Below are 22,196 nucleotides of genomic sequence, written 5' to 3'. Positions count from 1 at the left end.
TTGAGAAAGAAAGGTGAGGGCGAATGCCACTCAAGAGTAGAAACTTTGCGCCAGTGAACCCACCAGCAGCTGCCAGCCATCCACCAACACGAATAGCATCAGCTTGAACGGCAGGGAAATGGTGGCCGGAGGCACCATCATCATACCCAGCGCCATGAGCACGCTCGCCACCACCAGATCGATGATCAGGAACGGGATAAACACGGTGAAACCAATCTGGAAGGCGGTTTTTAATTCGCTGGTGACATACGCCGGCAGCAGAATGCGCATCGGTACCGCTTCCGGACCCTGAATCGGCGCGGTATTGGCCAGACGGGCAAACAGCGCTAAATCCGCTTCGCGCGTTTGACGCAGCATAAATTCGCGCAGCGGCTGCGCGCCTTTATCAATCGCGTCGGCCATGCTGATTTTGTCCTGGCTGAACGGTAGATAGGCGTCGGAGTAAATCTTGTCGAAGGTGGGTGCCATGATGAAAAACGTCAGGAACAGCGCCAGGCCAAGCAGTACCTGGTTCGGCGGCGCAGACGGCGTGCCGAGGGCGTTACGCAGCAGACCAAACACAATGATGATGCGCGTGAAGCTGGTCATCATCAGCAATACTGCCGGAATAAAGGTCAGCGAGGTGATGAACACCAACGTCTGCACCGGCAGCGACCAGCTCTGGCCGCCGTTGGCCAGGGGCTGGCTGATTAAACCTGGCAGTTGCGCATGGGCAACCGGTGCCAGCAACAGCAGCGGCAGAAGAGGAAGTAATCGACGCATCATTGTGGTTTTCCGGGACGTTTAACCAGATTCTGGAACAGCTGACGAAAATCCTGCGGGGCAGCGCGACTGCCGGTTTGTTCTTCCGGCGGCAGCGGCGGCAACGAGTGCAGATGCGTGATTTGCTGGGCGGTCACGCCCAACACCAAGCGCGCATCGGCGGTATCCACAATCACCACACGCTCACGCTGACCGACCTGCACGGTGGCGCTGACTTTCAGCGCCTGGCCGGTGACCGTTTTCGGTGCAAAGCCGAGACGTTTTGCCAGCCAGCCGCAGCCGAGAATCAGCAGAACAATCACCGCCAGCACGCTGCTGACCTGGCCAATCACCGAACCGGTCGAGACGACAGGCTGGCTGTTAACCGGTTGTTCCGTTTGCGTGTGCTTTAACATGCTTAACGGCTCAGACGACGCATACGTTCAGACGGGGTGATGATGTCGGTGATGCGCACGCCATATTTGTCGTTGACCACCACAACTTCACCCTGAGCGATCAGATACCCGTTGATCAGAATATCCAGCGGCTCACCGGCCAGGCCATCCAGCGCCACCACTGAACCCTGCGTCAGACGCAGCAGCTCTTTGATGGTCATCTTGGTGCGGCCCAGTTCGACAGTCAGTTTGACGGGGATATCCATAATCAGATCGATATCCTGCAGCGAACCGCTGATACCAGGATTTTCGAGTGATTTGAATACATTCTCAGTTGGATCAGGCGCGCTTGTCGCGGTCTGTTCGTTCATAGCTGCAGCCCACAGATCGTCCGCGGAGATGTCGTCGTCGGACGGTTTCTTGCTGTCACTCATCGGGCTGTTCCTCGTTCAGCGAATTCAAAATCGGGTTAATCAAATGTTCTACACGCAGGGCATACTGGCCATTAATGGTGCCGTATTGGCTGGTCAGCACCGGCACGCTATCGACGTGAGCAATGATGCGGTCCGGCTTCTCAATGGGCAGGACGTCACCAGGTTTCAGCTGCAAAATACGCGACAGACGCAGCGATGTTTCAGCGAAGTGGGCAATCAGCTCCAGCTCCGAGTGCTGCACCTGTTTCACCAGATTGTCGCGCCAGTGATTATCTTCACGGCGTGAGTTTTCCAGTGGGGGATTGACCAGCAACTCGCGCAGCGGCTCAATCATCGAAAACGGAATACAGATATTAAATTCACCGACCAGGTTACCAATCTCCACCTGGAAAGGCGTGTTAACCACGATATCGTTCGGTGAAGTGGTGATGTTGGTGAACTTCACCTGCATCTCGGAACGCACATATTCCACTTCCAGCGGATAAATCGCTTTCCATGCGTCGCTGTAGCCATCCAGCGCCAGCTTCAACATGCGGCGAATCACGCGCTGTTCGGTATGGGTGAATTCACGTCCTTCAACTTTGGTCGGAAAACGACCGTCGCCGCCAAACAGGTTATCGACAGCAATAAAGACCAGGCTCGGTGAAAACACCACCAGCGCCGTGCCGCGCAGCGGCTTCAGGTGGATCAGGTTCAGGTTGGTTGGCACCGGCAGGTTGCGGGCAAACTCGTGATACGGCTGAATCTTGATCGCACCCACACTAATATCTGGGCTACGGCGCAGCAGGTTAAACAGCGCCATACGGAAATGACGGGCAAAGCGCTCGTTGATGATCTCCAGCGCCTGCAGACGCTCACGAACAACGCGGCGCTGAGTATTGGGATCATAGGGACGGATGTCGCCATCGGTCCCTTTGGAACTGTTCTCTACTTCCGCACTGTCACTGTCGCCATTAAGCAGCGCGTCAATCTCAGCCTGGGAGAGAATGCTATCGCCCATTAAATCACCTCAAAATGAAGGCGGTAAACAGCACGTCATTGACGACCTGAGCCGGTTGACCTTTTACCAGCGGCGGTGCCAGCACCTGTTTGATCTGCTCAACCAGGGCCTGTTTGCCTTGCTCTGTTGCCAGTGCCGTCGCGCTTTGACGTGACAGCAGTAACAGCAGACGGCTGCGCACTTCCGGCAGGTAATCGTTTAACCGACGACGGGTATCCTCATCGGGCAGACGCAGGGTAAAACCCACGTACAGCACACGGTCGGGATCGTTGTCAGCATTGACCAGGTTTACTGTAAACGTATCCATTGCAAAAAATACGGGAGCAGCCGGTGGCTCGACTTTCGCCGTTTCCGGTTGGCTGCCTTCGTGTTTATTCATCATTCGCCAGACTGCATAGCCTGCCACGCTGCAAGCGGCCAGAGTTACAATCAGTAACACCGGTAGTAGTAGTGAACGTTTGCGGCCTTTAGCTTTCGCGTTATCAGACATGTTTGCAGTTACTTCCTGTGAATTATGGGCAAGCCTCTCGGCTTACCTGGACAGATTATCCCGCGTCTTAAGTCAAACAATGGGAAGAAAAGACGCGGGTTTTACGCTTACCTTCAGCGTTTAGCGGCTGTCAGGCAAAGATATCGACAGCGCCGTTACCGGCCGCGCGCGCTTGAAGGGCTGCCGGGACGGCAATAGGCGTTATCTCGGTGTCACTGTCCTGGGAGAGGGTAAAGCTGCCGTGCTGTCCGTCACGACGTCCTTCTTGCTGGCCTTGATAACTCTGGCCCTGTGCGAAGGCGTCGCTGCTGACGTTACTCTGTCCCAGGTTAATACCGCTCTCCGCCAGCGCTGTACGCAGTTGAGGGAGAGCCGCTTCCAGCGCGGCCCTCACTTGGCTGTGGCTGGAAACCATACTTAACTGTGCCTGATCCTTATCGAGGGTCAGGCTGATCTGGATGGCGCCCAGATCCTGCGGATGTAAACGCAATTCGGCGTTCTGCTGCCCGTTGCGACTAAACATCACAATCTGCTGACTTAGCGCCTGCTGCCACTCGTTGCTGCCGAGCTGCGCATTCAGCATTGGCGTCGACGGCGTGGTGCTGGTCGAGGCGGTACTGGTCATCAGCGAACTGGTGCTGCTGAGCGGGGCGCTGGTCATCGGCGCAACCGTGTCATCGCTGACCGGTGCGGCACTGCGTTCTTCTGGCTTACTCAACGCGTTCAGCACCTGCTTAAAACTTTCATCCAGCGTCAAAGCGCCGTTATTGCTTGTCGCTGTGCTGACGCTGGTCTGCGAACTGGCTGCCGTTTGCGTTAAGCGCGTTCCTGCATCGCTGGATATAGTCTTTGCGCTATCCGGCTGCGTGGCTTCTTCTTTTATTGCACCGTCCAGCGAACCACTTAACAGTGCCGAATGAAGCGAAGCGCGCGTGTCAGCTTTGCCTTCGCCTAAGCTGCTACTGACGGTTGTTTGGCTGGTGCGGTTCTCTACCGCCACCGGCAACATGGCGAATAACGCCTGCATATTCTGTAAGTCGCTGGCACTTAACGGACTTGCCTCACGCTTATCTTTATCATCGGCTGATTTCAGCGCGGCTTTAGTGTTTTCCGGCTGTAAAAGTGCGTTTAACGCATCGGGTTTCTCCAGCGCCTGCAATAACGCGCTTAAAGAGGCCTTGCTGGCGTCTTTTTCATCAACTTCTGTTGTCAGATCAGTCGATTGCGTGTTAACAGCTTGTTGCTTTACCAGCGTCAGCAAGCGGTTGCCGAGTTCAGTAACAAACCCCTGCGGCAGCGTATCTGTGCCCGGCAAAAGAGTTGATGAAACTGATGTGTCAGCGTCTCCCAAAACCGAGGTTTGCGTAGCAACTGTTGGCAGCGTAATCATTCGCCTTTCCTCAATGCGGCCCGTTGGGCAAATTCATCCATCCGTTTCTGATCGAGACGGTTTTCTTGTCGTAATGCGTTTTCCTCAGCACGCGTAATCAGCGTTTGATAAGCATTGAGTCGCTTATGCTTTTCACGCCAGTTGCTTAGCGCGGTATCGAGGCGCTGATTCCACTGGGAAAGCTGTTGGCGATGCTGTTCAATGGCCTTTTCCAGCGTCTGAATAAACTGGTGATAATTGGTCCAGCGGGTGCTGGCGATGCCGCCGGACATATCCTGATTGAGCTTGTTGCGATACTCATCCTGATAATCCAGCAGCATGCTGAGTTGTTCGTCGGCCTGCTGCACGCCACGGCGCATATCGCCGAGGTGAATCACTGCACTCTCCAGCTCCTGCTCCGCCATATCGCGCAGCTTATTAATCGCACTGGCCGTTTTCATGGCTTAACCTCGTTTGGCGTTAACCGAACATCGCCTGCAGATGCAAACAGGCATCGTCGTAGTCGCTGCGTTCGAAAATGCCCTGATGCAGGAAGGCTTCCATCTCCGGATAGAGCTTGATGGCTCGATCCAGCATCGGATCGCTGCCCGCGGCATAGGCACCCACACTCACCAGATCGCGGTTACGCTGGAAACTGGAGAGTAACTGTTTGAACTGGCGCACGCGTGCATAGTGCGTCTCATCAATTAAAGAGGTCATGGCACGGCTGATCGATGCTTCAATATCAATCGCCGGATAGTGACCGGCTTCTGCCAGGCGGCGCGACAGCACAATGTGGCCGTCGAGAATGGCACGCGCCGAGTCAGCAATCGGGTCTTGCTGATCGTCGCCCTCGGTCAACACGGTATAAAACGCGGTGATGGATCCGCTACCGTGCGTGCCGTTACCGGCGCGTTCAACCAGCGCGGGCAATTTAGCAAACACCGAAGGCGGATAGCCTTTGGTCGCCGGAGGTTCACCGATGGCCAGCGCAATTTCACGTTGCGCCATGGCGTAGCGGGTGAGGGAATCCATGATCAGCAATACGTGCTGACCGCGATCGCGAAAATCTTCGGCAATACGCGTGGCGTAAGCGGCACCCTGCATACGCAACAGCGGCGACACGTCGGCCGGTGCGGCGATGACCACCGAACGTGCACGGCCTTCTGCGCCAAGGATGTTCTCAATAAACTCTTTTACTTCACGGCCACGTTCACCAATCAAACCCACCACAATGACATCGGCTTTGGTGTAACGCGCCATCATGCCAAGCAGTACGCTTTTACCGACGCCAGAACCGGCGAACAAGCCCATACGTTGGCCGCGGCCGACCGTCAGCAGGGCATTAATGGCGCGCACGCCGGTATCCAGTACATCCTCAATCGGCGTACGTTGCAGCGGGTTGAAAGGGGCGGTGATCAGCGGGGCGCGATAGCCGGTTTCTGGCGCGGGCAAACCATCCAGCGGTTTGCCGCTGCCATCGAGTACGCGACCGAGCAATTCCGGGCCCAGCAGCATCTGCTTGCCGCTGTGTCCGCTGTCGCCACTGACGCGTGCATACACGCGCGCGCCCGGCAAGATGCCGTCCACTTCTTCCAGCGGCATCATTAAGAGTTTCTGCCCGTTAAAGCCGACCACTTCACTTTCAACTTCGGTGATTTTGCTGCCATCGGTCCGTTCAATAATGCAGGTGGCACCGAGCGGCAGTTGCAGGCCGGTGGCTTCCAGCACTAAGCCGGTGGCACGCGTCAGGCGACCGTAACGACGCACGGTTTGCACCTGCGAAATGCGATCTTCGAAAGCGTCGAGCGCGCCGAGCCAGCGTGAAAGGCGTGAGGAGGTCATTACAGTGTCCCCGGCGCGGCGAGGCGGCAGAGTTCCTGCCAGCGCGTTGCCACGCTGGCATCAAGGTCGCCATCTTCAGCGCTGAGCTTACAGCCGCCGGGATGCAGCGTGCTGTCAGCCAGCAAACGCCAACCGTGCAGATCGAGTGTTGGACCGAGCGTCTGTTCGATGCGTTGCAAATCATCCGGGTGCACGCGTAATTGCGGTTTGCCGCTGAACATCGGCTCTTGCTGAATCAGCTGCTGAATCTGACGCAGCAGGGCGGTGCCATCCACCTGCGTGGCCTGACCAATCACCGTGCGTGCCGCTTCGAGTGCCAGCTGCATCAAACGTGAAGCAATCACGCTGTCGAGTGCTTCGAGCGTGTGATGGAACTCGGTCACCAACTGCTGCATACGTGCCTGCAGCGGTGCTTGCTGTTGCTGAGCATCGGCTAAGCCTTGCTGGAAACCGGCGTCATAGCCGTTCTGTTGCGCTTCGGCGAACCCTTTTTGATAACCTTCGCTGTAGCCCTGCGTCTGCGCATCTTTGCGCATCTGCTGCTGCATGCGCTCCAGCTGCTGCTGTTGCTCGGCTTCGGCGCTCAGTTCGACAGCGCTTTCCGGCTCCTCTAATTGAGGCTCCGGTTCGGCGCCAAACGGGCTGCCTAAATCATCAGGCTGCCAGCGCTGCCACGCGCGGGCGGAAAAGGCATCAGACATAGGTTTCCTCGCCACCACCAATCACCATCTCGCCGGATTCTGCTAAGCGGCGCACCACCAGAAGAATGGCTTTCTGTTCGTTCTCCACCGCGGACATACGCACCGGACCCCGGTTGGCCAGATCGTCGCGCAGGATATCGGCTGCACGCGCGGACATGTTCTTGAGGAACTTCTCGCGCAGCGGCTGTTCGGCACCTTTCAGTGCGACCAACAACTGCTCGGATTCCACTTCCTGCAACAGGCGCTGGATGCTGCGATCGTCCACTTCCACCAGGTTTTCGAACAGGAACATCTCGTCGATGATCTTTTGTGCCAGCTCGCCATCGAAGTCGCGTACCGCTTCGATAACCGCTTCTTCCTGCTGCGTTTTCATCAGGTTGATAATTTCTGCTGCGGTTCTCACGCCGCCCATCTTCGCGCGCTTGAGGTTGGTACCATCCAGCAGGCCGTTGAGCACTTCGGTGAGTTCTGCCAGTGCCGCCGGCTGGACACCACCAAAGGTGGCGATACGCAGCATGACATCGTGACGCAGACGTTCGTCGAACAGCGCCAGAATATCCGCCGCCTGACCACGTTTGAGGTGGACGAGGATGGTGGCGATGATCTGTGGATGCTCGTCGCGGATGAGGTCGGCCGCGGCTTGTGGCTCCATAAAGTTGAGCGTTTCCATACCGCTGGTGGTCTCGTTTTTCTCGAGAATATCTTCCAGCAGGCTTGACGCGCGCTCCTCGCCCAGCGCTTTGATCAGCACTGAACGCAGGTATTCGTTGGAGTTGAGGCTCAGCGCCGCAAACTGTTCTGCATCCGCTTCAAATTCGCGTAGCACTTCGGTCAGCTGCTTGTGTGAAACCTGGCGCATAGCCGCCATTGCCGCACTGAGATGCTGGACTTCACGCTGGTTGAGGTGTTTGAACACCTCCGCTGCGCGCTCTTCGCCGATGGTCATCATCAGAATGGCGCTTTTTTCAGTACCGGTCAGACTCATAGTTCTTTACTCATCCATTCGCGGATAACCAGCGCGACGACGCGCGGATCGTTTTCAGACATGTCGCGGATACGCTGGCTCATCACCTCGGCGCTCATGCGGTTAGTAGATTTACGCTCCTGATCCAGCTCGTCTTTGCTGAGCTGAACGTTAAAGGCTTCTTCTTCCTGCATCGCCGTTGAACGTGCCGCCAGCGCTTCAGCCGCCGCCTTCTCCTGCTCTTTCTTACGCATCAGCTGTGGACGTACCAGCTTGCGATAGAGGATGAAGCCAACCAACGCCACCAGCAGCCAGCGACCGGCAGTCATCAGCTGATCGAAGAACGATTGCTGCTGCCAGAATGGCAGGTCGCCACCGGTTGGCTCGGTCATGTTGAACTGTGAGTTCACTACGTTGACGCTGTCGCCGCGCGTTTGCGAATAGCCCATCGCTTCGCGGGTTAAATCTTCAATCTGCTTAATCTGCTGTTCGTTGAGTGCCACCGCTTTGCCTTTGCCGTCGTCGCGGAAGTTCACCACCACGGCAACGGAGAGGCGCTGCACATCGCCAACGTTCAGCTTGGTATGACGAATGGTGCGATCCAGCTCGTAGTTAACCGTATCGTTGCGCGTTGAGCTGCTTGGACCGGTAGATTGTGCGGTGCTGGTGGTGCTGCCGTTATTGGCGGCATTGTTTTGCGCATTGGCGGTTTGACCGTTCGCGTTCTGACCATTGGCATTATTGTTGTTATTGGCTGGCGGAGTGGTCACCGGCGCAGTGTTGGCTGGCGCAGGCTGATTCGACAAGGCACCCGGCACGCCGCCCGGATAGGGGCTGCCATTCTGTTCGGAATTGCTGGTTTGGCGTGAACGCACAGCGCTATTGTTTGGATTGGCGTTCGGTTGATATTTCTCGTCGGTCTGCTCGCTGCGGTCAAAGTTAATCTGCGCCGTCACCTGCGCATGCACATTGCCCTGACCAAGAATAGGATTAAGGATCGCTTCGATGCGCTGCTGGAAGCGGGCTTCCACTTCAGACGCATATTTCAGTTGTGCATCATTCAGGTCACGACCTTCGCTATCGGAGCGGGTCAACAGACGACCGGACTGATCGACAACGGTAACGTTGCCTGGCGGCAAACCGGCCACGCTGCTGGAAACCATATGCTGAATGGCCTGAATCTGGCCTTCATCTAATGCGCGGCCTGGCTGCAGGTTCAGTGTCACCGAGGCGGAAGGGGCCTTCTGCTCACGCACGAACAGCGTCGGCTTCGGCATCGCCAGATGCACGCGCACGCTCTTTACCGGACCGAGCGTTTCGATGGTGCGCGACAGTTCACCTTCCAGCGCACGCTGATAGTTAATCTGCTCGCTGAATTGGCTGATACCGAACTTCTCTTTGTCCATCAGCTCAAAACCAACATTGCCGCCTTTCGGCAGGCCTTGCTGTGCGAGACGCAGACGCAGCTCATGCACTTTATCGGCGGGCACCATCAGTGCGCCACCGTTATCGGCGAACTGGTAAGGAATGTTCATCTGCGTCAGCTGGGTAACAATCGCGCCGCCGTCCTCATCAGAGAGGTTGTTATAAAGGACGCGATAGTCCGGCGCTTTCGCCCACAGCACCAACGCAAACACCACTGCGATGACGGCAGCGGCGGCAATAATTAAGGGAATTCGCGGATTGGCGCGCAGGCGGGCGAGAAGGTCACTGAAGCCTTTCTTTGCTGTATCCTGTGTAGCGGCTGCACTCGCATTCATGACCGTTTCCTGCCTGACATAATTGACCGGGTGTGTGGTTGTGACAAAACTGACTCCCTGAATACGTCCAAAATGAAATTCCAAACTAATGCGGGCATTATTTGATGAATCGAGTCACTTCGATGGCTGGATAAGCCGGGTTTTTTGCGGTCATTTAGCGCCTTTGTCCTATTGACAGTGTGTTAACTTTCTCATCGTGAAAATTTAATCACTTCTTCATTGAGGATCAGGCAATGGCAATTCAGGCAATTGAAGGCGTACTGCAGCAGCTGCAGATGACCTCTCTGCAGGCCAGCGGTAAGCAGGCGGAGTCAAGCAATCAGGTGGATTTCAGCGCCACCATGAAAGCTGCGCTGGATAAGATTAGCGAAACCCAAACCACGGCGCGCAGCCAGGCACAGGATTTCGAAATGGGTAAACCCGGCATCCAGTTAAACGATGTGATGGTTGATCTGCAAAAATCCTCTATTTCTATGCAGATGGGTGTGCAGGTGCGTAATAAGTTGGTGTCGGCTTATACCGACATCATGAGCATGCAGGTTTAGTTTCTTTAGGGTATTTCTTTCGGGTATAGTCCAGCGCGGTGATAGCTTTGTATCAAGCGGGAAGGTTGCTGTATCAGCATTTAGGTGCAAACCGGCCTTACGCGCTGCCTTATTTTGAGAAGAGGATTCTCACGTGAAGAAAACCCTGCTGTTTTTAATCGCCATTGTCCTGCTGTCAGGCTGTAACAAGGATGAGGCGACGTATTACCCGCAAATGAAAAACTTTGCCTATCTCTATCAATTCGAAGCGCTGCCCGGAAAAGTCAAAAATACCCATCAAACGCTGTTTACCGCCGAAGGTCAGCAAATCTTTGACGTCAATGTTGATTTTGACCGCAACGGATGCCCTGTGCATGTGAGGTCTGTTGGCAAAGAGGGCGAAGTCATTGAAGTGACGCGCAACGGTGAGGAATTAAAAGGCAGCGAAAACGGTCAGGAAGTGGTGGTGACGTTAGATAAAAACTGCGCCATGGTGAAGAAGGTCACACCGACCATGACCGTGGATATCGCCTATAACAAACAGGGTTTGGTTGAGCGGATTTCCTCTCCCGCCTCCGATGCAGCGTTTCACCTGGCGTATAACAGTACCGGTGAAATGGCGGTATTAAGTATCACTCAGGCCGGAAAGGAAGTATCGCGCGCCACCGCGGTACGGGCAGAAGATAAGAAAAAGATTTCAGACGTAGTCACCACGGTTAAACGTAATGATCAAATTAAAACCGTCAGTAATGTCTGTAAGTATAAAAACGCCGTGCCTTATTATTGCGACATTATTACCCGGGATGCGGCAGGCGAGGTAGTGGACAAGCAGTATGGCAATATTGAGGTTACGTATTATTGATATGGTTTTGTAGGGTCGCCATTCATGGCGACCACCACATTACTTAATTTCTGGCCACGCCACCGCCGGGAATCCATTCAGCAGCGGATAGGCAAACAGGTAACCCTGGAACTGGCTTATGCCTGCGGCTTCCAGCCACATCCACTCTTCGGCTTGTTCCACACCTTCGGCAATCACCGCTATCTCCAGCGACGCACAGCACTTAATAATGGCGTGCATAATCGCCTGCTTAGGACCGCTTTTGTGCACATCGCGGATAATCTCACGATCAATTTTGATCTTGTCCGGCTGGAACTTTGATAACAGCGACAACCCGGCAAAACCGGCACCAAAATCATCCAGCGCCAGACTGATGCCGGCTGCTTTCAGTTTTCTCACTTCTGCAGCAAATTCATCCGCGCGTGAAATGATCTCGTTTTCGGTTACTTCGACAATGACTTGCTGTGGCACCAGTCCGCTCGCGGTGATCTCCTCAAGCAGGAAATCGACCGCATTGGGCACGGTAACCAGCGACATCGGTAACAGGTTAATTGATAGACGATGATCGCCAATGCCGAGTTTACTCGCCACGTTAAACGCCAGCCGTTTGGAACGAATATCGGCGTGATAAATCGCCTCGCCGCCAAACGCTGAAAAATACTCTTCGGGTGAGCCGCCGGTTGGTGTGCGGATCAGCGCTTCAAACGAGGTGACACGACGCGCGAAGGGATCGATGATCGGTTGAAAGGCAAAGCGGCAGTCCTGCAAGCTCAGATCGAGATCGTCTAACTCATTCAGCCATACTTCATCGGGAATAAATTCCCAGGTATTGGCCGGTGGGATCTCAAAGTAGTTTTCTTTATCACGTGCCACCACAAAGGTCCGCAAAAACTGCAGCGCGCGATCCTTATAAGTGAGCTGATAGCGTGAGGTGCCTTTATCCAGCACCGTTTGCAACAACGTGTCTTTGTCATGATCGCGCAGATCAAATAACTCCATGCCGATCTTGCCAAAACGGCGTTCTGGCGCAAAGTCATGCATCAATTCCACCAGATTATGGTGGCGCGCATCCTGGCAAATACGCTGATAAATACTCTGTACGGCGTCACGCGGCCCTTCCAGCAACTGGAAAAAATGCAGACCGTCAAACAGTAAGATGCCGGTAACGTCGAAGTTTTTATTTTTGCTGTTGGCCTTGGCGACCATATCTTCGAGGGTTTTAACCGGCACATGGTCGTGCAAATGGCTGCGGTAAATAATCGTAGTAAGCATGGCGATTGTCCGGCTAATTTATAATTTTGCGGCTACATTAACAGGCTTACCGCAGGGTCTGTCCATAGCTTCCCGCGCTTAGGCTAAACTTTTTTCAAAATAACAGCTTAAGCGAAGCGGCTAGCCGCTTCGGTAACGTCTTAACTCCATTAGCGTGCCGATGATGTGCAGTGCAGATTCCGCCGAATGCAGTTGGGGAAAATCATCGTTCAGCGCGCGCAGTGAGAAGATGTGCTCATGCTGCTGCGTTTGCAGGCGATAAATCCGCATGAGCGCCACGCCATCCACCAACGCCAGCACCACATCGCCTGGCTGCGGTGGAACGTCCGGATCAAAGATCACGCTGTCGCCGGGCCGGTAATCGGGCTGCATCGCGTGATCTTCCACGATTACTGCTAGCGCGCCATCGCTTAGTTTGCTTTCGCTGTAAAGAAAGCGGGTGGCCTGCTGCTGAAGCAACAGACGCTGCTCACTCAACCACGCTGACGCTTGCGCCAGGCTAATCAATGGTACCGCTGCAACCGGTGCGCCTTTAGCCTGTGCGGCAAACACCTCGCCATCTCCATCAATAATCCATGCCGCTGTGCATTGCAGCCACTCCGCCAACCGCAACAGATTTTCTCCACGCGGTACGGTTTCTTCTTTTTCCCATTGTGATACAGCCACATGAGAAACGCCGATGCTTTTTGCCAGCGCCTGCTGAGTGAGCTGCAGTGCTTTACGTCGTGTCCGGATACGCTCACCGGAAGATTCTTTTTTCATCATCTTGACATCTCCTGAAGGAACGACTTAAGTATACTTAAATTCATGAGTTAAAGTAAACTTAAATTCAGGCGTTGACCGCGAAGCTGGCAAGGGTGGTCAGCGTGCTTATGGGGCACAACCCTTGCCAGGGGTGAGAGGTGAAGCATGGAAAGTAGTTTAGTCACCAGCGTAGGTGCGTTGCTTCTCGGCGGCGGCGCAGCAGCTGTGTTCTGGAAACCGTTAATGGCGGGTATTGCCGCTATCGTCACCAGCAATCGGGCCGGCGGGGAGATCATCACCAGCTACAAGGAACAGGTGATGCTGCTCAAAGAGGGGCACGCCTTGATGCGCCAGGAAAACGACGAACTGCGCATCCGACATGACAAAAATCTGCGGCGTATCTCTTCGCTGGAAACCGATCTGCGGCTGATTAAAAACGCCCTGAGTATTTTACTGGCGACCACCGAAGCTGAACACAGCGATAAGTTTCGCAGTCAGGTTAACCAACTGATTACCACTCTGGAGGAGAGTCGTGATGATGCAGATAAACAGTGAGTACGTAGTGAAAAACCATCGGCGCCAACTTTTCTTCGGCGGCTTTCTGTTGATGCTTTCGCTGATGTGTGTGGCGATGACGGTGTTGTTCTTGTTCGTCAGTAACAGCGCTAATCAGCGCGTGGAGGAGATTCGCCAGCAGTATCGGACGATATCCGAACGGCGGGAGGCGCGCGTGGCAGAACTGACCAGCCAGCTGGTCGCACTGCAGAACACCCTCGATGGGATTTCTAAGCACCCGACTAGCAACCCGGCTGATAAAGGAAAACCGGTTGCAGGAGAAAACTCGCCACCTCAACCCAAGCGTTAAGGAGGGCATGATGCGAATTACCACGTGGATTGCAGCCAGTCTTGCCCGACTGCGGTCTTTATTCAGTAAGAAGGAGAGCATTATGAGCGATCAAACTGTTATCAATCCAACCAGTACCAAAACATCTTCACCTGCGGAAGATTTTGCCAACGAAGTTGCCACGCCAGTGACAGCGCCACCGGCTGTGACCGCTGCACCTGAAGCTGCGCCCGCTGCACCTGAAGCCGCACCCGCAGTAGTCGCTGAAGCGGCACCGACGGCTACGCCTGAAGCGGCAGCAGCGGCAACCCCTGAAGCGGCCCCGAACGTTACATCAGAGGCGATATCACCTGCGCCAGCGGAGGCGGCTCCCCCTGCTGCGCCTGAGGCGGTAACGCCTGCGCCAGCCGAGGTTGCGCCGCCCAGCGTACCGGAAGTCGCTGCTCCCGCTTCAGCCGATGCGCCGCCAGCCGCCGCAGCGGCGGAGAGCCATGACGCAAGTCAGGCGTTTTCTGAAGGTGTGAAGGATTTCGTCCAGGCGTTTAGCTTTGTCGAACAGGGCGTGATCAAACTGGGAGATGCAGCGAAGGATGAGCTGATTGAGTTGGCGAGGAAGTATCTGTAATGCCTGATGGCTCGCCAGCGGGGGCAGGGATGTCCCCTGATTAATAACAGGTTTCAGTCACTTCCGATTATTCCTAAGGCGGCTTCGATATTTTGCACTATCTTTAATCATTCAAGCGTTATTTAAATCGTCTTATTAAGCGAAAAGGAAGATAGCATGAGTGATACAGAAACTGTAAAAACCAAAACTGAATACTTGCGTGATGTCACCTCCCAGCTTAAAGAGATGCGCCACTATGCGCAGACCAATACTGAAACGCTGTCTGCTCACTGGCTCGCTTTTGATGCAGGTGAATATAAAGACACCGAATACGCGGGACGCTTCGACACCTTGCTGAACAAACAGGGCAAGCTGCTGGATGATATTGATGAGGCGATTCAAGACCTGGAAATCGCCATCAACCATGCTGAGCAGGAAAGCTAAGCGCCAATTGTACTGGTGGCCTAATCGGCCACCAGCCACATTTCCGCCTCATCGAACATCTCTTCAACAATCCGCGCAATCGTCGCTTTCTCGTTCTTACTCATGTCGGTATCAATCGCGTTACGCTCCATTGGTTTGACGCGCACCTCAATATCGGGAAAGACGCGCTGTACACGCTTTTCCAACTCCTGCAAAATCATCTCGCGTGCACCCGGTAATCCGGCCACGTTGCGCTTATCGTAAATCAACTCCACAAACATCAGGGTCGTTCCATTCATTGGATCGGGTGCGATATAGTACTGTAAATAAAAACAGGGGTAAATATGCGCCAACTGGTTATCGATATCTTATTGAAAATGGCAAAAATGGATGTGGAAGCAAAAGAGCTGGTGGCGCAGGTTGAGGCGCAATCCTTACTGATTGCCGCACTGCTGATTCAGGCTAAAGAGGATAACTCGCTGACCATTTCCGACACGGTGCAAGAGGCGATTGTCACGGCTTCGCGCGCGTCGCAGGAGTTTTTACAGTCGGATGTGGATCTGCTGCTCACCCACGTCAATCGTCTGCTGGCGGTGGCAAGTTATATTGAAGTTAAAGGGATTGAGCGGGAAGGGTAGAAAAAATATAACCTCTGGAAGTGGAAATCCAGCAACACTTCCAGAGGCGGTGCAACAGCACCATTCGTTCAAGGACAATCTACGACTGACGTCGTGATGAGTAAGTTATACAACTTCGATTAACTTGTACAACTTTTTCCTGATCATTTTGAGTGGTTGGAGCAGTATCCTTGATGCATTTACAGCGGCTAAGGGTTAAAGCTCATTCTTGATGCAGAACGCTTCCCACGTCATACCCAACGCTTCCGCGTGAGATTTCAGATATTTTTCAATGGCATCTGCTGCCACGGCTTTATCGGGTTCCGCCAGCTGAATGGAAAACAGCATGCCATCCAACTTCTTCTGACGCAGAAACGCGGCGTAGATGCGTTCTGCATGCCAGGCGCGTAACTGCGCTAACGACAGGTTCGCTTGCCGTGCATCGCTTTCGGTGAGTTCATCCAGTGCAGACTGAAAATCGGGGTGGGCGGCGAAAAACATCGTGCGCGCCTGAGCGTAATACTCTTCTGGGGTTTTCATTCGGAGTTCCTGCGTATCAACTTGCGCGCTAGTGTAACGCGCGCAGACAGCATTGTCAGGATTTGTAGGGTCGCCATTTATGGCGACCAGGTGCGCATAAATGCACACCCTACGAACCCCTTTTGGCTACAAACTAATGCAGCTGCTGATAAATCCGCATCACGTCCTGCTGATTTTTTGCCAGCGTTTCATCCAGCGTCAGTTTACCGCTCAGCATATCCGCCAGATTCTGTCCGACGGCGTTACCCATCTGATCAAACCCGGGAATACTCACATACTGCACGCCCTGATACGGCACCGGATTGAGCGTAGGTTGCTCGACGGTAGCGGAGTCAATCGCCGCCCGCACCTGCGCTGCATACGGTGCCAGACGCTGATAGCTCACCTGTTGATAGGTAGAGTTACGGCTACCCGGCGGCACCGCGCCCCAGCCGACAGTATCGGCCACCTGCTGGATATACTGTTTGGACGTCGCCCAGCTAATAAAGGCTATCGCCGCATCGCGATTCGGCGTGTTGGCCGGTACCGCCAGCGCCCAGGACCACAGCCAGTTGGAGCCATTGCGCGTGATGCCGCCCGGTGCAGGCGCGAAGGCGAGCTTATCCGCCACCAATGAAATCTGCGGATTGACCAGCAAACCGGCCGCTACCGTGCTGTCGATCCACATCGCGCACTTACCTTGCGCTGTCAGACGCAGAATCTGACCGAAACTGTTTTTCACCGTATCCGGCGGCCCATCCTGTTTGACTATCTGCAGATAATCACCCAGCGCCTCGCGCCACTCCGGCGAGTTGAGCGTCGGCTGCCAGTTTTCATCGAACCACTGCGCGCCATAGGCATTCGCCATGGTTGTTATTAACGCCACATTATCGCCCCAGCCAGGCTGGCCGCGCAGGCACAAACCGTAAATGCCTTTTTGCGGGTCGGTGAGTTTGGCGGCGAAGTTTTTGATGTCGGTCCAGTCGGGATTATCGGGCATGGTTAACCCTTTTTCCGCAAACAGATCTTTGCGGTAATAGGTCATGCTGCTTTCACCGTAGAACGGCAGGGCGTACAACGTTTGCTGAAACGACAGCGCTTTACGCACCGGCGCGATCAGGTCATCGCTGTCGTAATCCGCCGGCAATGTATTCAGTGGTGCCAGCCAGCCTTTTTCACCCCACAGCGGCGCTTCATAGGTGCCGACAGTGATGACATCGAACTGCGCCTGACCGCTGTTCATCGCCGACAGCACCGCCTGACGCAGCGCACCATCGTCCATCACATGCCATTGCAGTTTGACGTCAGGATGTTGTTGTTCGTAACGCGTGGCGAGCTGCTGCATGATGGTCATATCGCCGTTGGCGATGGTGGCGATATTCAGCGTGGTTGCCGCCTGACTCAACAGCGGCGTGGCCAGCAACAGGGCGAGAAGTTTACGCATCATATCGCTCCTTAGCGTTGTTGCAGGCGGAAGAAGGCCATCTTCTCCACCAGCAATCCGGCGTGTTCACTGACGGTTTGACTGGCGGCGCTGGCTTCCTGCACCAGCGAGGCGTTCTGCTGCGTTGCGCCATCCATCTGGATCACCGCAGTGTTCACCTGTTCGATGCCGCTGGATTGCTGGCGGCTGGCCACGGCAATTTCACCGACAATATCCACCACGCGCGCCACGCCGTGATTGATGTCATTGAGCATCGCGCCGGAACGCTGCACCAGCGCGCTGCCGGCTTCCACTTTGCCGACGCTGGCATCGATCAACGCTTTAATTTCATGTGCAGCCCCGGCAGATCGCTGCGCCAGCTGACGCACTTCGGATGCCACCACCGCAAAGCCGCGGCCTTGTTCACCGGCACGCGCTGCTTCAACCGCCGCGTTGAGCGCCAGCAGGTTGGTCTGGAAAGCGATCTCATCGATCACCCGGTTGATATCCGCGATACGCTTGCTGGAAGACTCGATCTCTTCCATCGCACTGACCGCATCACGCAATACGCTGCTGCCGCGTTCGGCCTGATGGCGCACGTCGGTGGCCAGTTCGTTGGCCTGCGCGGCGTTATCGGCATTGTGTTTTACCGTGGCGGTCATCTGCTCCATGCTGGCAGCGGTCTGTTCCAGCGAGCTGGCCTGCGAGTGGGTACGCTCGGAAAGATCGTCGTTGCCGTCGGCCATCTGACGTGCCGCATCACTCAATGCGCTGGCACTGTCGCCCACATCGCGCACGATCTCCGCCAGACGCACATCCATACGCAGCAACGACTGCATCAGTTCGCCCATCTCATCGCGCGAAACGGTGCCGATATCATGATTGAGTTCACCGGCCGCAATCGACTCGGCGAGTTCGCGTGCCTGACCAATCGAACGATTGATCGAGCGAATCAGCAGCCAGCCAAACACCAGCGCCACGCTTAAGCCCACCAGCAGAATGACAATCAGGCTGTTTCGCGCCAGTTGATAATCACTGTTGCTCTGCTGATAGGTGAGTTCCGCATGCTGGCGCATCTGCGCATCGAGCTGGTCGATATCCTGTTGCAACAGTTGGCTGCCGCTGCGCAGGCGGGTTTCAATCACCACCAGTGCCGCAGAAGGATTGCCGCTTTTCAGCAGTTCGCCGGCATCCTTTAGCGCAGTTTGCCAGCCGTCGAGGTGGGTGATGAATTGCTGACTGAGCGGCTTGGTTTGCGCATCAAACGACAGCTGCTGCCAGGTTTGGCGGTCTTTCGCAATCTGCTCGCCGTAGTGCGCAATGCGCGCCAGACGTTTCTCCACTTCGCTGCTGTCGGTCCAGTAGCGCAGCGCATCGAAAAGGGTAGAGGACTGTTCCTGCACCATGCGGTACAGGCGAGAAGAGTATTGCAACGGTAACAGCTCATTTTGGTAGGCGTTTTGCGCCCGCTGGTCGGCGGCACGCAGGCCCATGATTCCCCAGCTGGCGGCAACAATCAGTAATATGCACAGCAGGCCAACAATCGATGTCAGACGTGCGCGAAGGGTCAATCGCATAACGGTGTTCTCCGTAACGAAGGTGAGTGTGTAGTCGGTAATTATTGTTTTTGCAGATGCTTTTAACTCCACAAGAGTTATCGGCGCAGAAGTGAGCAGCTTGAGGAAAAACGCGTGCCGCACCGCAGATACCTTGCGCAACGGGCGGGAAAAATTATAACGTAGCCGCCATTGATGCGAGTCTAGGGACCGAGAATGAAAAAGTGGATGATGGTGGCCGCGCTGGCGCTAAGTGGCTGTGCGCAGATCAGTAATTATGACCAGGCCGTGAAAACCCCGGCACCGCTGGAACTGCAGGGCAGCTGGCAAACCGTCGGCCCGCAGAGCAAGTTGATCAGCAAGCAGGCGATGGGCAGCCTGATTATCAGTGCCGAAGGTGACACGCTGGATTGCCGTCAGTGGCAGCGTGTGATTGCCAAACCGGGCAAATTAACCCGTCTGGGCGATGATTGGGTCAATGTGACGCGTCAGGTGCGCGTAATGCCGCTGGTGCTGGAGAACGGTGAGCTGCGTTACGATGGGTTAAGACTGCGTAAAGTAGATCGCCCAACCGTTGAGTGCCAGCAGGCGCTGGACGAAGTGGCAAAGCGCCCGAATGAGGCGGTGATTCAGGATATCGAGCCGGAGATCATGCAGCCGGTTTCGGTGTCTTCTAAGCCGGCACAATAATCCCCGGGTCACCATAAATGGCGACCCTACATATTCTGCCCGTAGGGTCGCCATTTATGGTGACCCTATATATTCTGCCCGTAGGACGCCATTTATGGTGACCTGGAAATCGGAAAAAAAAGGGTGAGAAGATATCTTCTCACCCTTTTTCATTCAGGTCATCGCAAGCGATCAACCCTGCGGTAAATACACGCTACCTTGCTTGCCATACGCGCTCATCACCGATTTCTGCATCGATGACTGGCCTACCAGCTGCGTCAATTCGTCCATGCGCAATTGCAGCAGACGTTTCACTTCGCTCTCATTATCGAGAATATGGCGTAACACCGGGCGCAGCTGCTCTTGCAGTTGGCGCGACGGTGCGGCGGCTGTGGTGGTTTGCGCCAGTCTTTGCACCGCACTGACATAGTCCACTTCCTTGGTAATCAAATCATCCCATTCGCCGTCTGCTGCCAAACGCAGCATTCCGTGGCTGAGGTCGAGTAACTGTTGGTAAACGGTGACGAGTGACGGTGCAATATTCATTAAACGGCGTCCTGAAGGTGTTGAGGTTGTACGACTTCTTTCCAGGCATCAGCGATATTGCGCAGAAGACCTTCAACTTCTTCGAGGGCTTCGACATCATTATGCAGATTGGCCTGAACCAGACGGCGAACCATATAGGCGTAAAGCCCTAACAGGTTGTCGGTGAGGTCATCGCCTGATTGCTCATCGAGGCCCTGCTTGAGTCCGCCTTCGATGATATTAATGGCCTTGGAAATCGAGTTACCTTTTCCCTGGATATTGTTGTCCTGCATAAACAGGCGGGCGCGGACCAGTGCGCTGATCGCACCGTCAAACAGCAAGGTAATCAGCTGCTGTTGATTGGCGCTCATCACTGAGCTCTCCACCCCGATTTTTGCATAGGCTTGGGTGCCATTGGCGCTGTACATAGTCATTCCCTATTAGGATGAGCTGCTAGAGCTTGAGCTGCTTGACTCGAACTGCTGCGTCAGGTAGCTGCTGGTCTGATTCAACGAGCTCATCATTACATCAAGCTGAGTAAACTGGGCTTTATAACGCGCCACCATGTTATCGATGCGGGTGCTCATGGTGTTGTACTGGTCGGTCAGGTCGTTCAGCGTTTTACTCACGCCATCCGTTGCCGCCTGCACGATACCGGTGCTGGAGAGCCAGCCCGTAAGGCTGGTGGCGATGGTGGTAGTGATACCTGTGGTTTTACCGTCACCGACAATCATCTCTTTCACGCCATCCGCATCGCTGCTCAGCGCGGTTTTCAGCTTGTCGGAGTCCAGCTCCAGCGAACCGGTGGTCGGGTCAGTGGTGATACCGATCTGCGCCAGCGATTTATAGGTGGAAGAACTCTGCGCATTGGTCAGCATGCTTTTCAGCTGCGTCTGGATGGTGCGCAGGGTGCTGTCACCTAACAGCGCGCCGTTGCTGGAGTCTTGCGCAGAGGCGCCGGTATCAACCGCAGTGTATTTGGTCAGCGTGTTGAACTGATCAAGCAGGGTGTTGTAAGCGTTAACCCACGTGGTAATCGCGCTTTCTGCTTTCGAGGTGTCTTTGGTAATGGTCAGCGTCTGGTTGCCAGTGGTGGTGTCGTTAAGATTGAGGGTAATCCCTTCCAGCGCATCGCTGATGGTGTTGCTGCTGTTCTCAATTTCAACGTTGTTCACCGTCAGCTTGGCGTTTTGCGCAGTCACACTTTCGGTCATCGCATTGCTGCTGGCGCTGGCGTCATAGCCAACAATGCCTTGTAGCGTGTCATCACCGGTTACCGCAATTTTGCTGACCGCATTATCACTGCCGGTTTCGCTTGACGTCAGCGATAAGCGGTAGCTGCCATCGCCCACCTTAATAATGGTGGCGCTAACGCCGGCATCGGCGCCGTTGATCGCATCACGCATACCGGTCAGTGAGGTTTGGTCACTGGTCAGGGTAATGTCTTTGCTGGTGCCATCTTTCAACGTGATCGACATGGTGCGGCTGCTGGCGGACGAGTCGCCCAACGCCGTGGTGTTACTGGTCTGCACGGCGGACGTCAGGGTTTGCGCCTGCGCCAGCTGTGAAACGCTGACGGTGTATTTGCCGGCAACCACGGAACCTGACGTGGTGGCACTAAACGCACTTGAGCTGGAGCTTGCGGATGTCGCGCTAAACAGATCGGCACTGTTTAATGCAGTGTTGGCGGTCTGGAAGGTAGAAAGCGAGCTTTTCAGCGTTGCGTAAGCGCTCAGCTTGGCGGTGTAAGCCGTCTGTTGCGTAGAAATAGGCGTTAAAGACGCTTTCTCGGCAGTGGTCAGACTATCAAGAATGCTACTTAAGTCGAGGCCAGAACCGATACCCAGCGTAGAGATACTTGCCATGTTGTTTCCTTTAAGTGGTCGACACGGAGTTTGAATACCCGGGTTATCGGCTTTGAATAGTCAAAGTTTAA

At 54.9% G+C, this 22,196-nt stretch carries 28 protein-coding genes; 8 read left to right on the top strand and 20 right to left on the bottom strand.

All coding sequences use genetic code 11. The features are described 5' to 3' along the window. Positions 1-30: 30 nt before the first annotated feature. From fliP to fliF, 11 genes are all read right to left on the bottom strand, one after another. The gene (gene fliP / locus AC6I8K_RS11555) at positions 31-762 is read right to left on the bottom strand and encodes a flagellar type III secretion system pore protein FliP (RefSeq protein WP_061723562.1); all 732 of its coding nucleotides are present in this window, start codon (positions 760-762) and stop codon (positions 31-33) included. Further along, positions 762-1,157 (bottom strand): flagellar biosynthetic protein FliO, encoded by a 396-nt coding sequence (gene fliO, locus AC6I8K_RS11550; RefSeq protein WP_064739116.1) that lies wholly within the window; start codon positions 1,155-1,157, stop codon positions 762-764. The genes fliP and fliO overlap by 1 nt, the downstream gene beginning before the upstream one ends. Positions 1,158-1,159: 2 nt before the next feature. After that, on the bottom strand, positions 1,160-1,570 hold the full coding sequence (fliN, locus tag AC6I8K_RS11545; protein ID WP_007891449.1) for a flagellar motor switch protein FliN: 411 nt from the start codon (positions 1,568-1,570) through the stop codon (positions 1,160-1,162). Continuing rightward, a complete protein-coding gene (fliM, locus tag AC6I8K_RS11540) occupies positions 1,563-2,570 on the bottom strand; it encodes a flagellar motor switch protein FliM (protein ID WP_064739115.1) in 1,008 nt (335 codons plus the stop codon). Before fliM ends, fliN begins: the two co-directional genes overlap by 8 nt. 4 nt (positions 2,571-2,574) lie before the next feature. Next, entirely contained in the window at positions 2,575-3,060 is a 486-nt protein-coding gene (fliL, locus tag AC6I8K_RS11535; RefSeq protein ID WP_064739114.1) for a flagellar basal body-associated protein FliL, read from the bottom strand. Positions 3,061-3,190: 130 nt separating this feature from the next. Then, positions 3,191-4,450, bottom strand: coding sequence for a flagellar hook-length control protein FliK (locus tag AC6I8K_RS11530; RefSeq protein WP_497826754.1), 1,260 nt, complete (start codon positions 4,448-4,450; stop codon positions 3,191-3,193). Next, the gene (fliJ, locus tag AC6I8K_RS11525) at positions 4,447-4,890 is read right to left on the bottom strand and encodes a flagellar export protein FliJ (RefSeq protein ID WP_008105396.1); all 444 of its coding nucleotides are present in this window, start codon (positions 4,888-4,890) and stop codon (positions 4,447-4,449) included. Before fliJ ends, AC6I8K_RS11530 begins: the two co-directional genes overlap by 4 nt. 19 nt (positions 4,891-4,909) lie before the next feature. Then, the gene (gene fliI / locus AC6I8K_RS11520) at positions 4,910-6,274 is read right to left on the bottom strand and encodes a flagellar protein export ATPase FliI (RefSeq protein WP_064739111.1); all 1,365 of its coding nucleotides are present in this window, start codon (positions 6,272-6,274) and stop codon (positions 4,910-4,912) included. Then, positions 6,274-6,975, bottom strand: a complete 702-nt coding sequence (gene fliH / locus AC6I8K_RS11515; protein ID WP_483817648.1) for a flagellar assembly protein FliH — start codon at positions 6,973-6,975, stop codon at positions 6,274-6,276. Before fliH ends, fliI begins: the two co-directional genes overlap by 1 nt. Continuing rightward, positions 6,968-7,960 carry a flagellar motor switch protein FliG gene (gene fliG, locus AC6I8K_RS11510; RefSeq protein ID WP_483817647.1) on the bottom strand — a complete coding sequence of 331 codons (993 nt, stop codon included), beginning with the start codon at positions 7,958-7,960 and terminating at the stop codon, positions 6,968-6,970. The genes fliH and fliG overlap by 8 nt, the downstream gene beginning before the upstream one ends. Continuing rightward, complete coding sequence (gene fliF / locus AC6I8K_RS11505) at positions 7,957-9,699, bottom strand: flagellar basal-body MS-ring/collar protein FliF (protein WP_064739108.1); 1,743 nt, start codon at positions 9,697-9,699, stop codon at positions 7,957-7,959. Before fliF ends, fliG begins: the two co-directional genes overlap by 4 nt. Positions 9,700-9,932: 233 nt before the next feature. On the opposite strand from fliF, the gene fliE reads away from it, so the two are divergent. Further along, positions 9,933-10,244, top strand: a complete 312-nt coding sequence (gene fliE / locus AC6I8K_RS11500) for a flagellar hook-basal body complex protein FliE (RefSeq protein ID WP_064739107.1) — start codon at positions 9,933-9,935, stop codon at positions 10,242-10,244. Between the two features lie 133 nt (positions 10,245-10,377). Then, the gene (locus AC6I8K_RS11495; protein WP_483817646.1) at positions 10,378-11,085 is read left to right on the top strand and encodes a YnfC family lipoprotein; all 708 of its coding nucleotides are present in this window, start codon (positions 10,378-10,380) and stop codon (positions 11,083-11,085) included. 39 nt (positions 11,086-11,124) lie between these two features. Here the strand turns inward: AC6I8K_RS11495 and AC6I8K_RS11490 are convergent, their stop codons facing one another. Both AC6I8K_RS11490 and AC6I8K_RS11485 read right to left on the bottom strand, forming a co-directional pair. Further along, positions 11,125-12,336 (bottom strand): diguanylate phosphodiesterase, encoded by a 1,212-nt coding sequence (locus AC6I8K_RS11490; RefSeq protein ID WP_497826753.1) that lies wholly within the window; start codon positions 12,334-12,336, stop codon positions 11,125-11,127. Between the two features lie 120 nt (positions 12,337-12,456). Next, positions 12,457-13,101 (bottom strand): helix-turn-helix domain-containing protein, encoded by a 645-nt coding sequence (locus tag AC6I8K_RS11485; protein WP_497826752.1) that lies wholly within the window; start codon positions 13,099-13,101, stop codon positions 12,457-12,459. A 144-nt stretch (positions 13,102-13,245) separates the two neighbouring features. Here AC6I8K_RS11485 and AC6I8K_RS11480 point away from each other — a divergent pair, with 144 nt between their 5' ends. The 4 genes from AC6I8K_RS11480 (at position 13,246) to AC6I8K_RS11465 (ending at position 14,972) form a co-directional block, all read left to right on the top strand. Then, entirely contained in the window at positions 13,246-13,635 is a 390-nt protein-coding gene (locus tag AC6I8K_RS11480) for a hypothetical protein (protein ID WP_007891426.1), read from the top strand. Beyond that, complete coding sequence (locus AC6I8K_RS11475) at positions 13,616-13,945, top strand: hypothetical protein (RefSeq protein WP_064739104.1); 330 nt, start codon at positions 13,616-13,618, stop codon at positions 13,943-13,945. Before AC6I8K_RS11480 ends, AC6I8K_RS11475 begins: the two co-directional genes overlap by 20 nt. Positions 13,946-14,027: 82 nt before the next feature. Continuing rightward, the gene (locus AC6I8K_RS11470) at positions 14,028-14,549 is read left to right on the top strand and encodes a hypothetical protein (RefSeq protein ID WP_497826751.1); all 522 of its coding nucleotides are present in this window, start codon (positions 14,028-14,030) and stop codon (positions 14,547-14,549) included. Positions 14,550-14,705: 156 nt separating this feature from the next. After that, the gene (locus AC6I8K_RS11465; protein WP_101764034.1) at positions 14,706-14,972 is read left to right on the top strand and encodes a hypothetical protein; all 267 of its coding nucleotides are present in this window, start codon (positions 14,706-14,708) and stop codon (positions 14,970-14,972) included. 20 nt (positions 14,973-14,992) lie between these two features. Here the strand turns inward: AC6I8K_RS11465 and AC6I8K_RS11460 are convergent, their stop codons facing one another. Then, on the bottom strand, positions 14,993-15,232 hold the full coding sequence (locus AC6I8K_RS11460) for a DinI-like family protein (RefSeq protein WP_064739101.1): 240 nt from the start codon (positions 15,230-15,232) through the stop codon (positions 14,993-14,995). 63 nt (positions 15,233-15,295) lie between these two features. On the opposite strand from AC6I8K_RS11460, the gene iraP reads away from it, so the two are divergent. Further along, entirely contained in the window at positions 15,296-15,589 is a 294-nt protein-coding gene (gene iraP, locus AC6I8K_RS11455; protein WP_064739100.1) for an anti-adapter protein IraP, read from the top strand. Positions 15,590-15,784: 195 nt separating this feature from the next. Here the strand turns inward: iraP and AC6I8K_RS11450 are convergent, their stop codons facing one another. The 3 genes from AC6I8K_RS11450 to AC6I8K_RS11440 all read right to left on the bottom strand — a co-directional run bounded on the left by AC6I8K_RS11450 (position 15,785) and on the right by AC6I8K_RS11440 (position 19,087). Further along, on the bottom strand, positions 15,785-16,108 hold the full coding sequence (locus tag AC6I8K_RS11450; protein ID WP_064739099.1) for a DUF6388 family protein: 324 nt from the start codon (positions 16,106-16,108) through the stop codon (positions 15,785-15,787). 133 nt (positions 16,109-16,241) lie between these two features. Then, the gene (locus tag AC6I8K_RS11445) at positions 16,242-17,534 is read right to left on the bottom strand and encodes an ABC transporter substrate-binding protein (RefSeq protein WP_497826750.1); all 1,293 of its coding nucleotides are present in this window, start codon (positions 17,532-17,534) and stop codon (positions 16,242-16,244) included. An 8-nt stretch (positions 17,535-17,542) separates the two neighbouring features. Further along, positions 17,543-19,087 carry a methyl-accepting chemotaxis protein gene (locus AC6I8K_RS11440; protein ID WP_497826749.1) on the bottom strand — a complete coding sequence of 515 codons (1,545 nt, stop codon included), beginning with the start codon at positions 19,085-19,087 and terminating at the stop codon, positions 17,543-17,545. A gap of 195 nt (positions 19,088-19,282) precedes the next feature. Between AC6I8K_RS11440 and yedD the strand changes: the two genes are divergently transcribed. After that, positions 19,283-19,756 carry a lipoprotein YedD gene (yedD, locus tag AC6I8K_RS11435; protein WP_483817640.1) on the top strand — a complete coding sequence of 158 codons (474 nt, stop codon included), beginning with the start codon at positions 19,283-19,285 and terminating at the stop codon, positions 19,754-19,756. Positions 19,757-19,927: 171 nt separating this feature from the next. Here yedD and fliT read toward each other — a convergent pair whose 3' ends face one another. The 3 genes from fliT to fliD are packed head-to-tail and all read right to left on the bottom strand — an operon-like array spanning position 19,928 to position 22,125. Then, positions 19,928-20,281, bottom strand: coding sequence for a flagella biosynthesis regulatory protein FliT (gene fliT, locus AC6I8K_RS11430; protein WP_483817639.1), 354 nt, complete (start codon positions 20,279-20,281; stop codon positions 19,928-19,930). After that, complete coding sequence (gene fliS / locus AC6I8K_RS11425; protein ID WP_064739095.1) at positions 20,281-20,688, bottom strand: flagellar export chaperone FliS; 408 nt, start codon at positions 20,686-20,688, stop codon at positions 20,281-20,283. The genes fliT and fliS overlap by 1 nt, the downstream gene beginning before the upstream one ends. 12 nt (positions 20,689-20,700) lie before the next feature. Continuing rightward, positions 20,701-22,125, bottom strand: a complete 1,425-nt coding sequence (gene fliD, locus AC6I8K_RS11420; protein WP_064739094.1) for a flagellar filament capping protein FliD — start codon at positions 22,123-22,125, stop codon at positions 20,701-20,703. Between the last annotated feature and the right edge of the window lie 71 nt (positions 22,126-22,196).

This window comes from Pantoea sp. X-Soil-ISGK-421 (assembly GCF_059730785.1).
Note: the sequence above shows the minus strand (reverse complement) of the source record. Positions and strands in the feature narration are given on the sequence as shown.

Coding starts and splice junctions, on each gene's coding strand:
- fliP (WP_061723562.1), bottom strand. CDS start 762: ATGCGTCGATTACTTCCTCTTCTGCCGCTGCTGTTGCTGGCACCGGTT.
- fliO (WP_064739116.1), bottom strand. CDS start 1,157: ATGTTAAAGCACACGCAAACGGAACAACCGGTTAACAGCCAGCCTGTC.
- fliN (WP_007891449.1), bottom strand. CDS start 1,570: ATGAGTGACAGCAAGAAACCGTCCGACGACGACATCTCCGCGGACGAT.
- fliM (WP_064739115.1), bottom strand. CDS start 2,570: ATGGGCGATAGCATTCTCTCCCAGGCTGAGATTGACGCGCTGCTTAAT.
- fliL (WP_064739114.1), bottom strand. CDS start 3,060: ATGTCTGATAACGCGAAAGCTAAAGGCCGCAAACGTTCACTACTACTA.
- AC6I8K_RS11530 (WP_497826754.1), bottom strand. CDS start 4,450: ATGATTACGCTGCCAACAGTTGCTACGCAAACCTCGGTTTTGGGAGAC.
- fliJ (WP_008105396.1), bottom strand. CDS start 4,890: ATGAAAACGGCCAGTGCGATTAATAAGCTGCGCGATATGGCGGAGCAG.
- fliI (WP_064739111.1), bottom strand. CDS start 6,274: ATGACCTCCTCACGCCTTTCACGCTGGCTCGGCGCGCTCGACGCTTTC.
- fliH (WP_483817648.1), bottom strand. CDS start 6,975: ATGTCTGATGCCTTTTCCGCCCGCGCGTGGCAGCGCTGGCAGCCTGAT.
- fliG (WP_483817647.1), bottom strand. CDS start 7,960: ATGAGTCTGACCGGTACTGAAAAAAGCGCCATTCTGATGATGACCATC.
- fliF (WP_064739108.1), bottom strand. CDS start 9,699: ATGAATGCGAGTGCAGCCGCTACACAGGATACAGCAAAGAAAGGCTTC.
- fliE (WP_064739107.1), top strand. CDS start 9,933: ATGGCAATTCAGGCAATTGAAGGCGTACTGCAGCAGCTGCAGATGACC.
- AC6I8K_RS11490 (WP_497826753.1), bottom strand. CDS start 12,336: ATGCTTACTACGATTATTTACCGCAGCCATTTGCACGACCATGTGCCG.
- AC6I8K_RS11485 (WP_497826752.1), bottom strand. CDS start 13,101: ATGATGAAAAAAGAATCTTCCGGTGAGCGTATCCGGACACGACGTAAA.
- AC6I8K_RS11480 (WP_007891426.1), top strand. CDS start 13,246: ATGGAAAGTAGTTTAGTCACCAGCGTAGGTGCGTTGCTTCTCGGCGGC.
- AC6I8K_RS11475 (WP_064739104.1), top strand. CDS start 13,616: ATGATGCAGATAAACAGTGAGTACGTAGTGAAAAACCATCGGCGCCAA.
- AC6I8K_RS11470 (WP_497826751.1), top strand. CDS start 14,028: ATGAGCGATCAAACTGTTATCAATCCAACCAGTACCAAAACATCTTCA.
- AC6I8K_RS11465 (WP_101764034.1), top strand. CDS start 14,706: ATGAGTGATACAGAAACTGTAAAAACCAAAACTGAATACTTGCGTGAT.
- AC6I8K_RS11460 (WP_064739101.1), bottom strand. CDS start 15,232: ATGTTTGTGGAGTTGATTTACGATAAGCGCAACGTGGCCGGATTACCG.
- iraP (WP_064739100.1), top strand. CDS start 15,296: ATGCGCCAACTGGTTATCGATATCTTATTGAAAATGGCAAAAATGGAT.
- AC6I8K_RS11450 (WP_064739099.1), bottom strand. CDS start 16,108: ATGAAAACCCCAGAAGAGTATTACGCTCAGGCGCGCACGATGTTTTTC.
- AC6I8K_RS11445 (WP_497826750.1), bottom strand. CDS start 17,534: ATGATGCGTAAACTTCTCGCCCTGTTGCTGGCCACGCCGCTGTTGAGT.
- AC6I8K_RS11440 (WP_497826749.1), bottom strand. CDS start 19,087: ATGCGATTGACCCTTCGCGCACGTCTGACATCGATTGTTGGCCTGCTG.
- yedD (WP_483817640.1), top strand. CDS start 19,283: ATGAAAAAGTGGATGATGGTGGCCGCGCTGGCGCTAAGTGGCTGTGCG.
- fliT (WP_483817639.1), bottom strand. CDS start 20,281: ATGAATATTGCACCGTCACTCGTCACCGTTTACCAACAGTTACTCGAC.
- fliS (WP_064739095.1), bottom strand. CDS start 20,688: ATGTACAGCGCCAATGGCACCCAAGCCTATGCAAAAATCGGGGTGGAG.
- fliD (WP_064739094.1), bottom strand. CDS start 22,125: ATGGCAAGTATCTCTACGCTGGGTATCGGTTCTGGCCTCGACTTAAGT.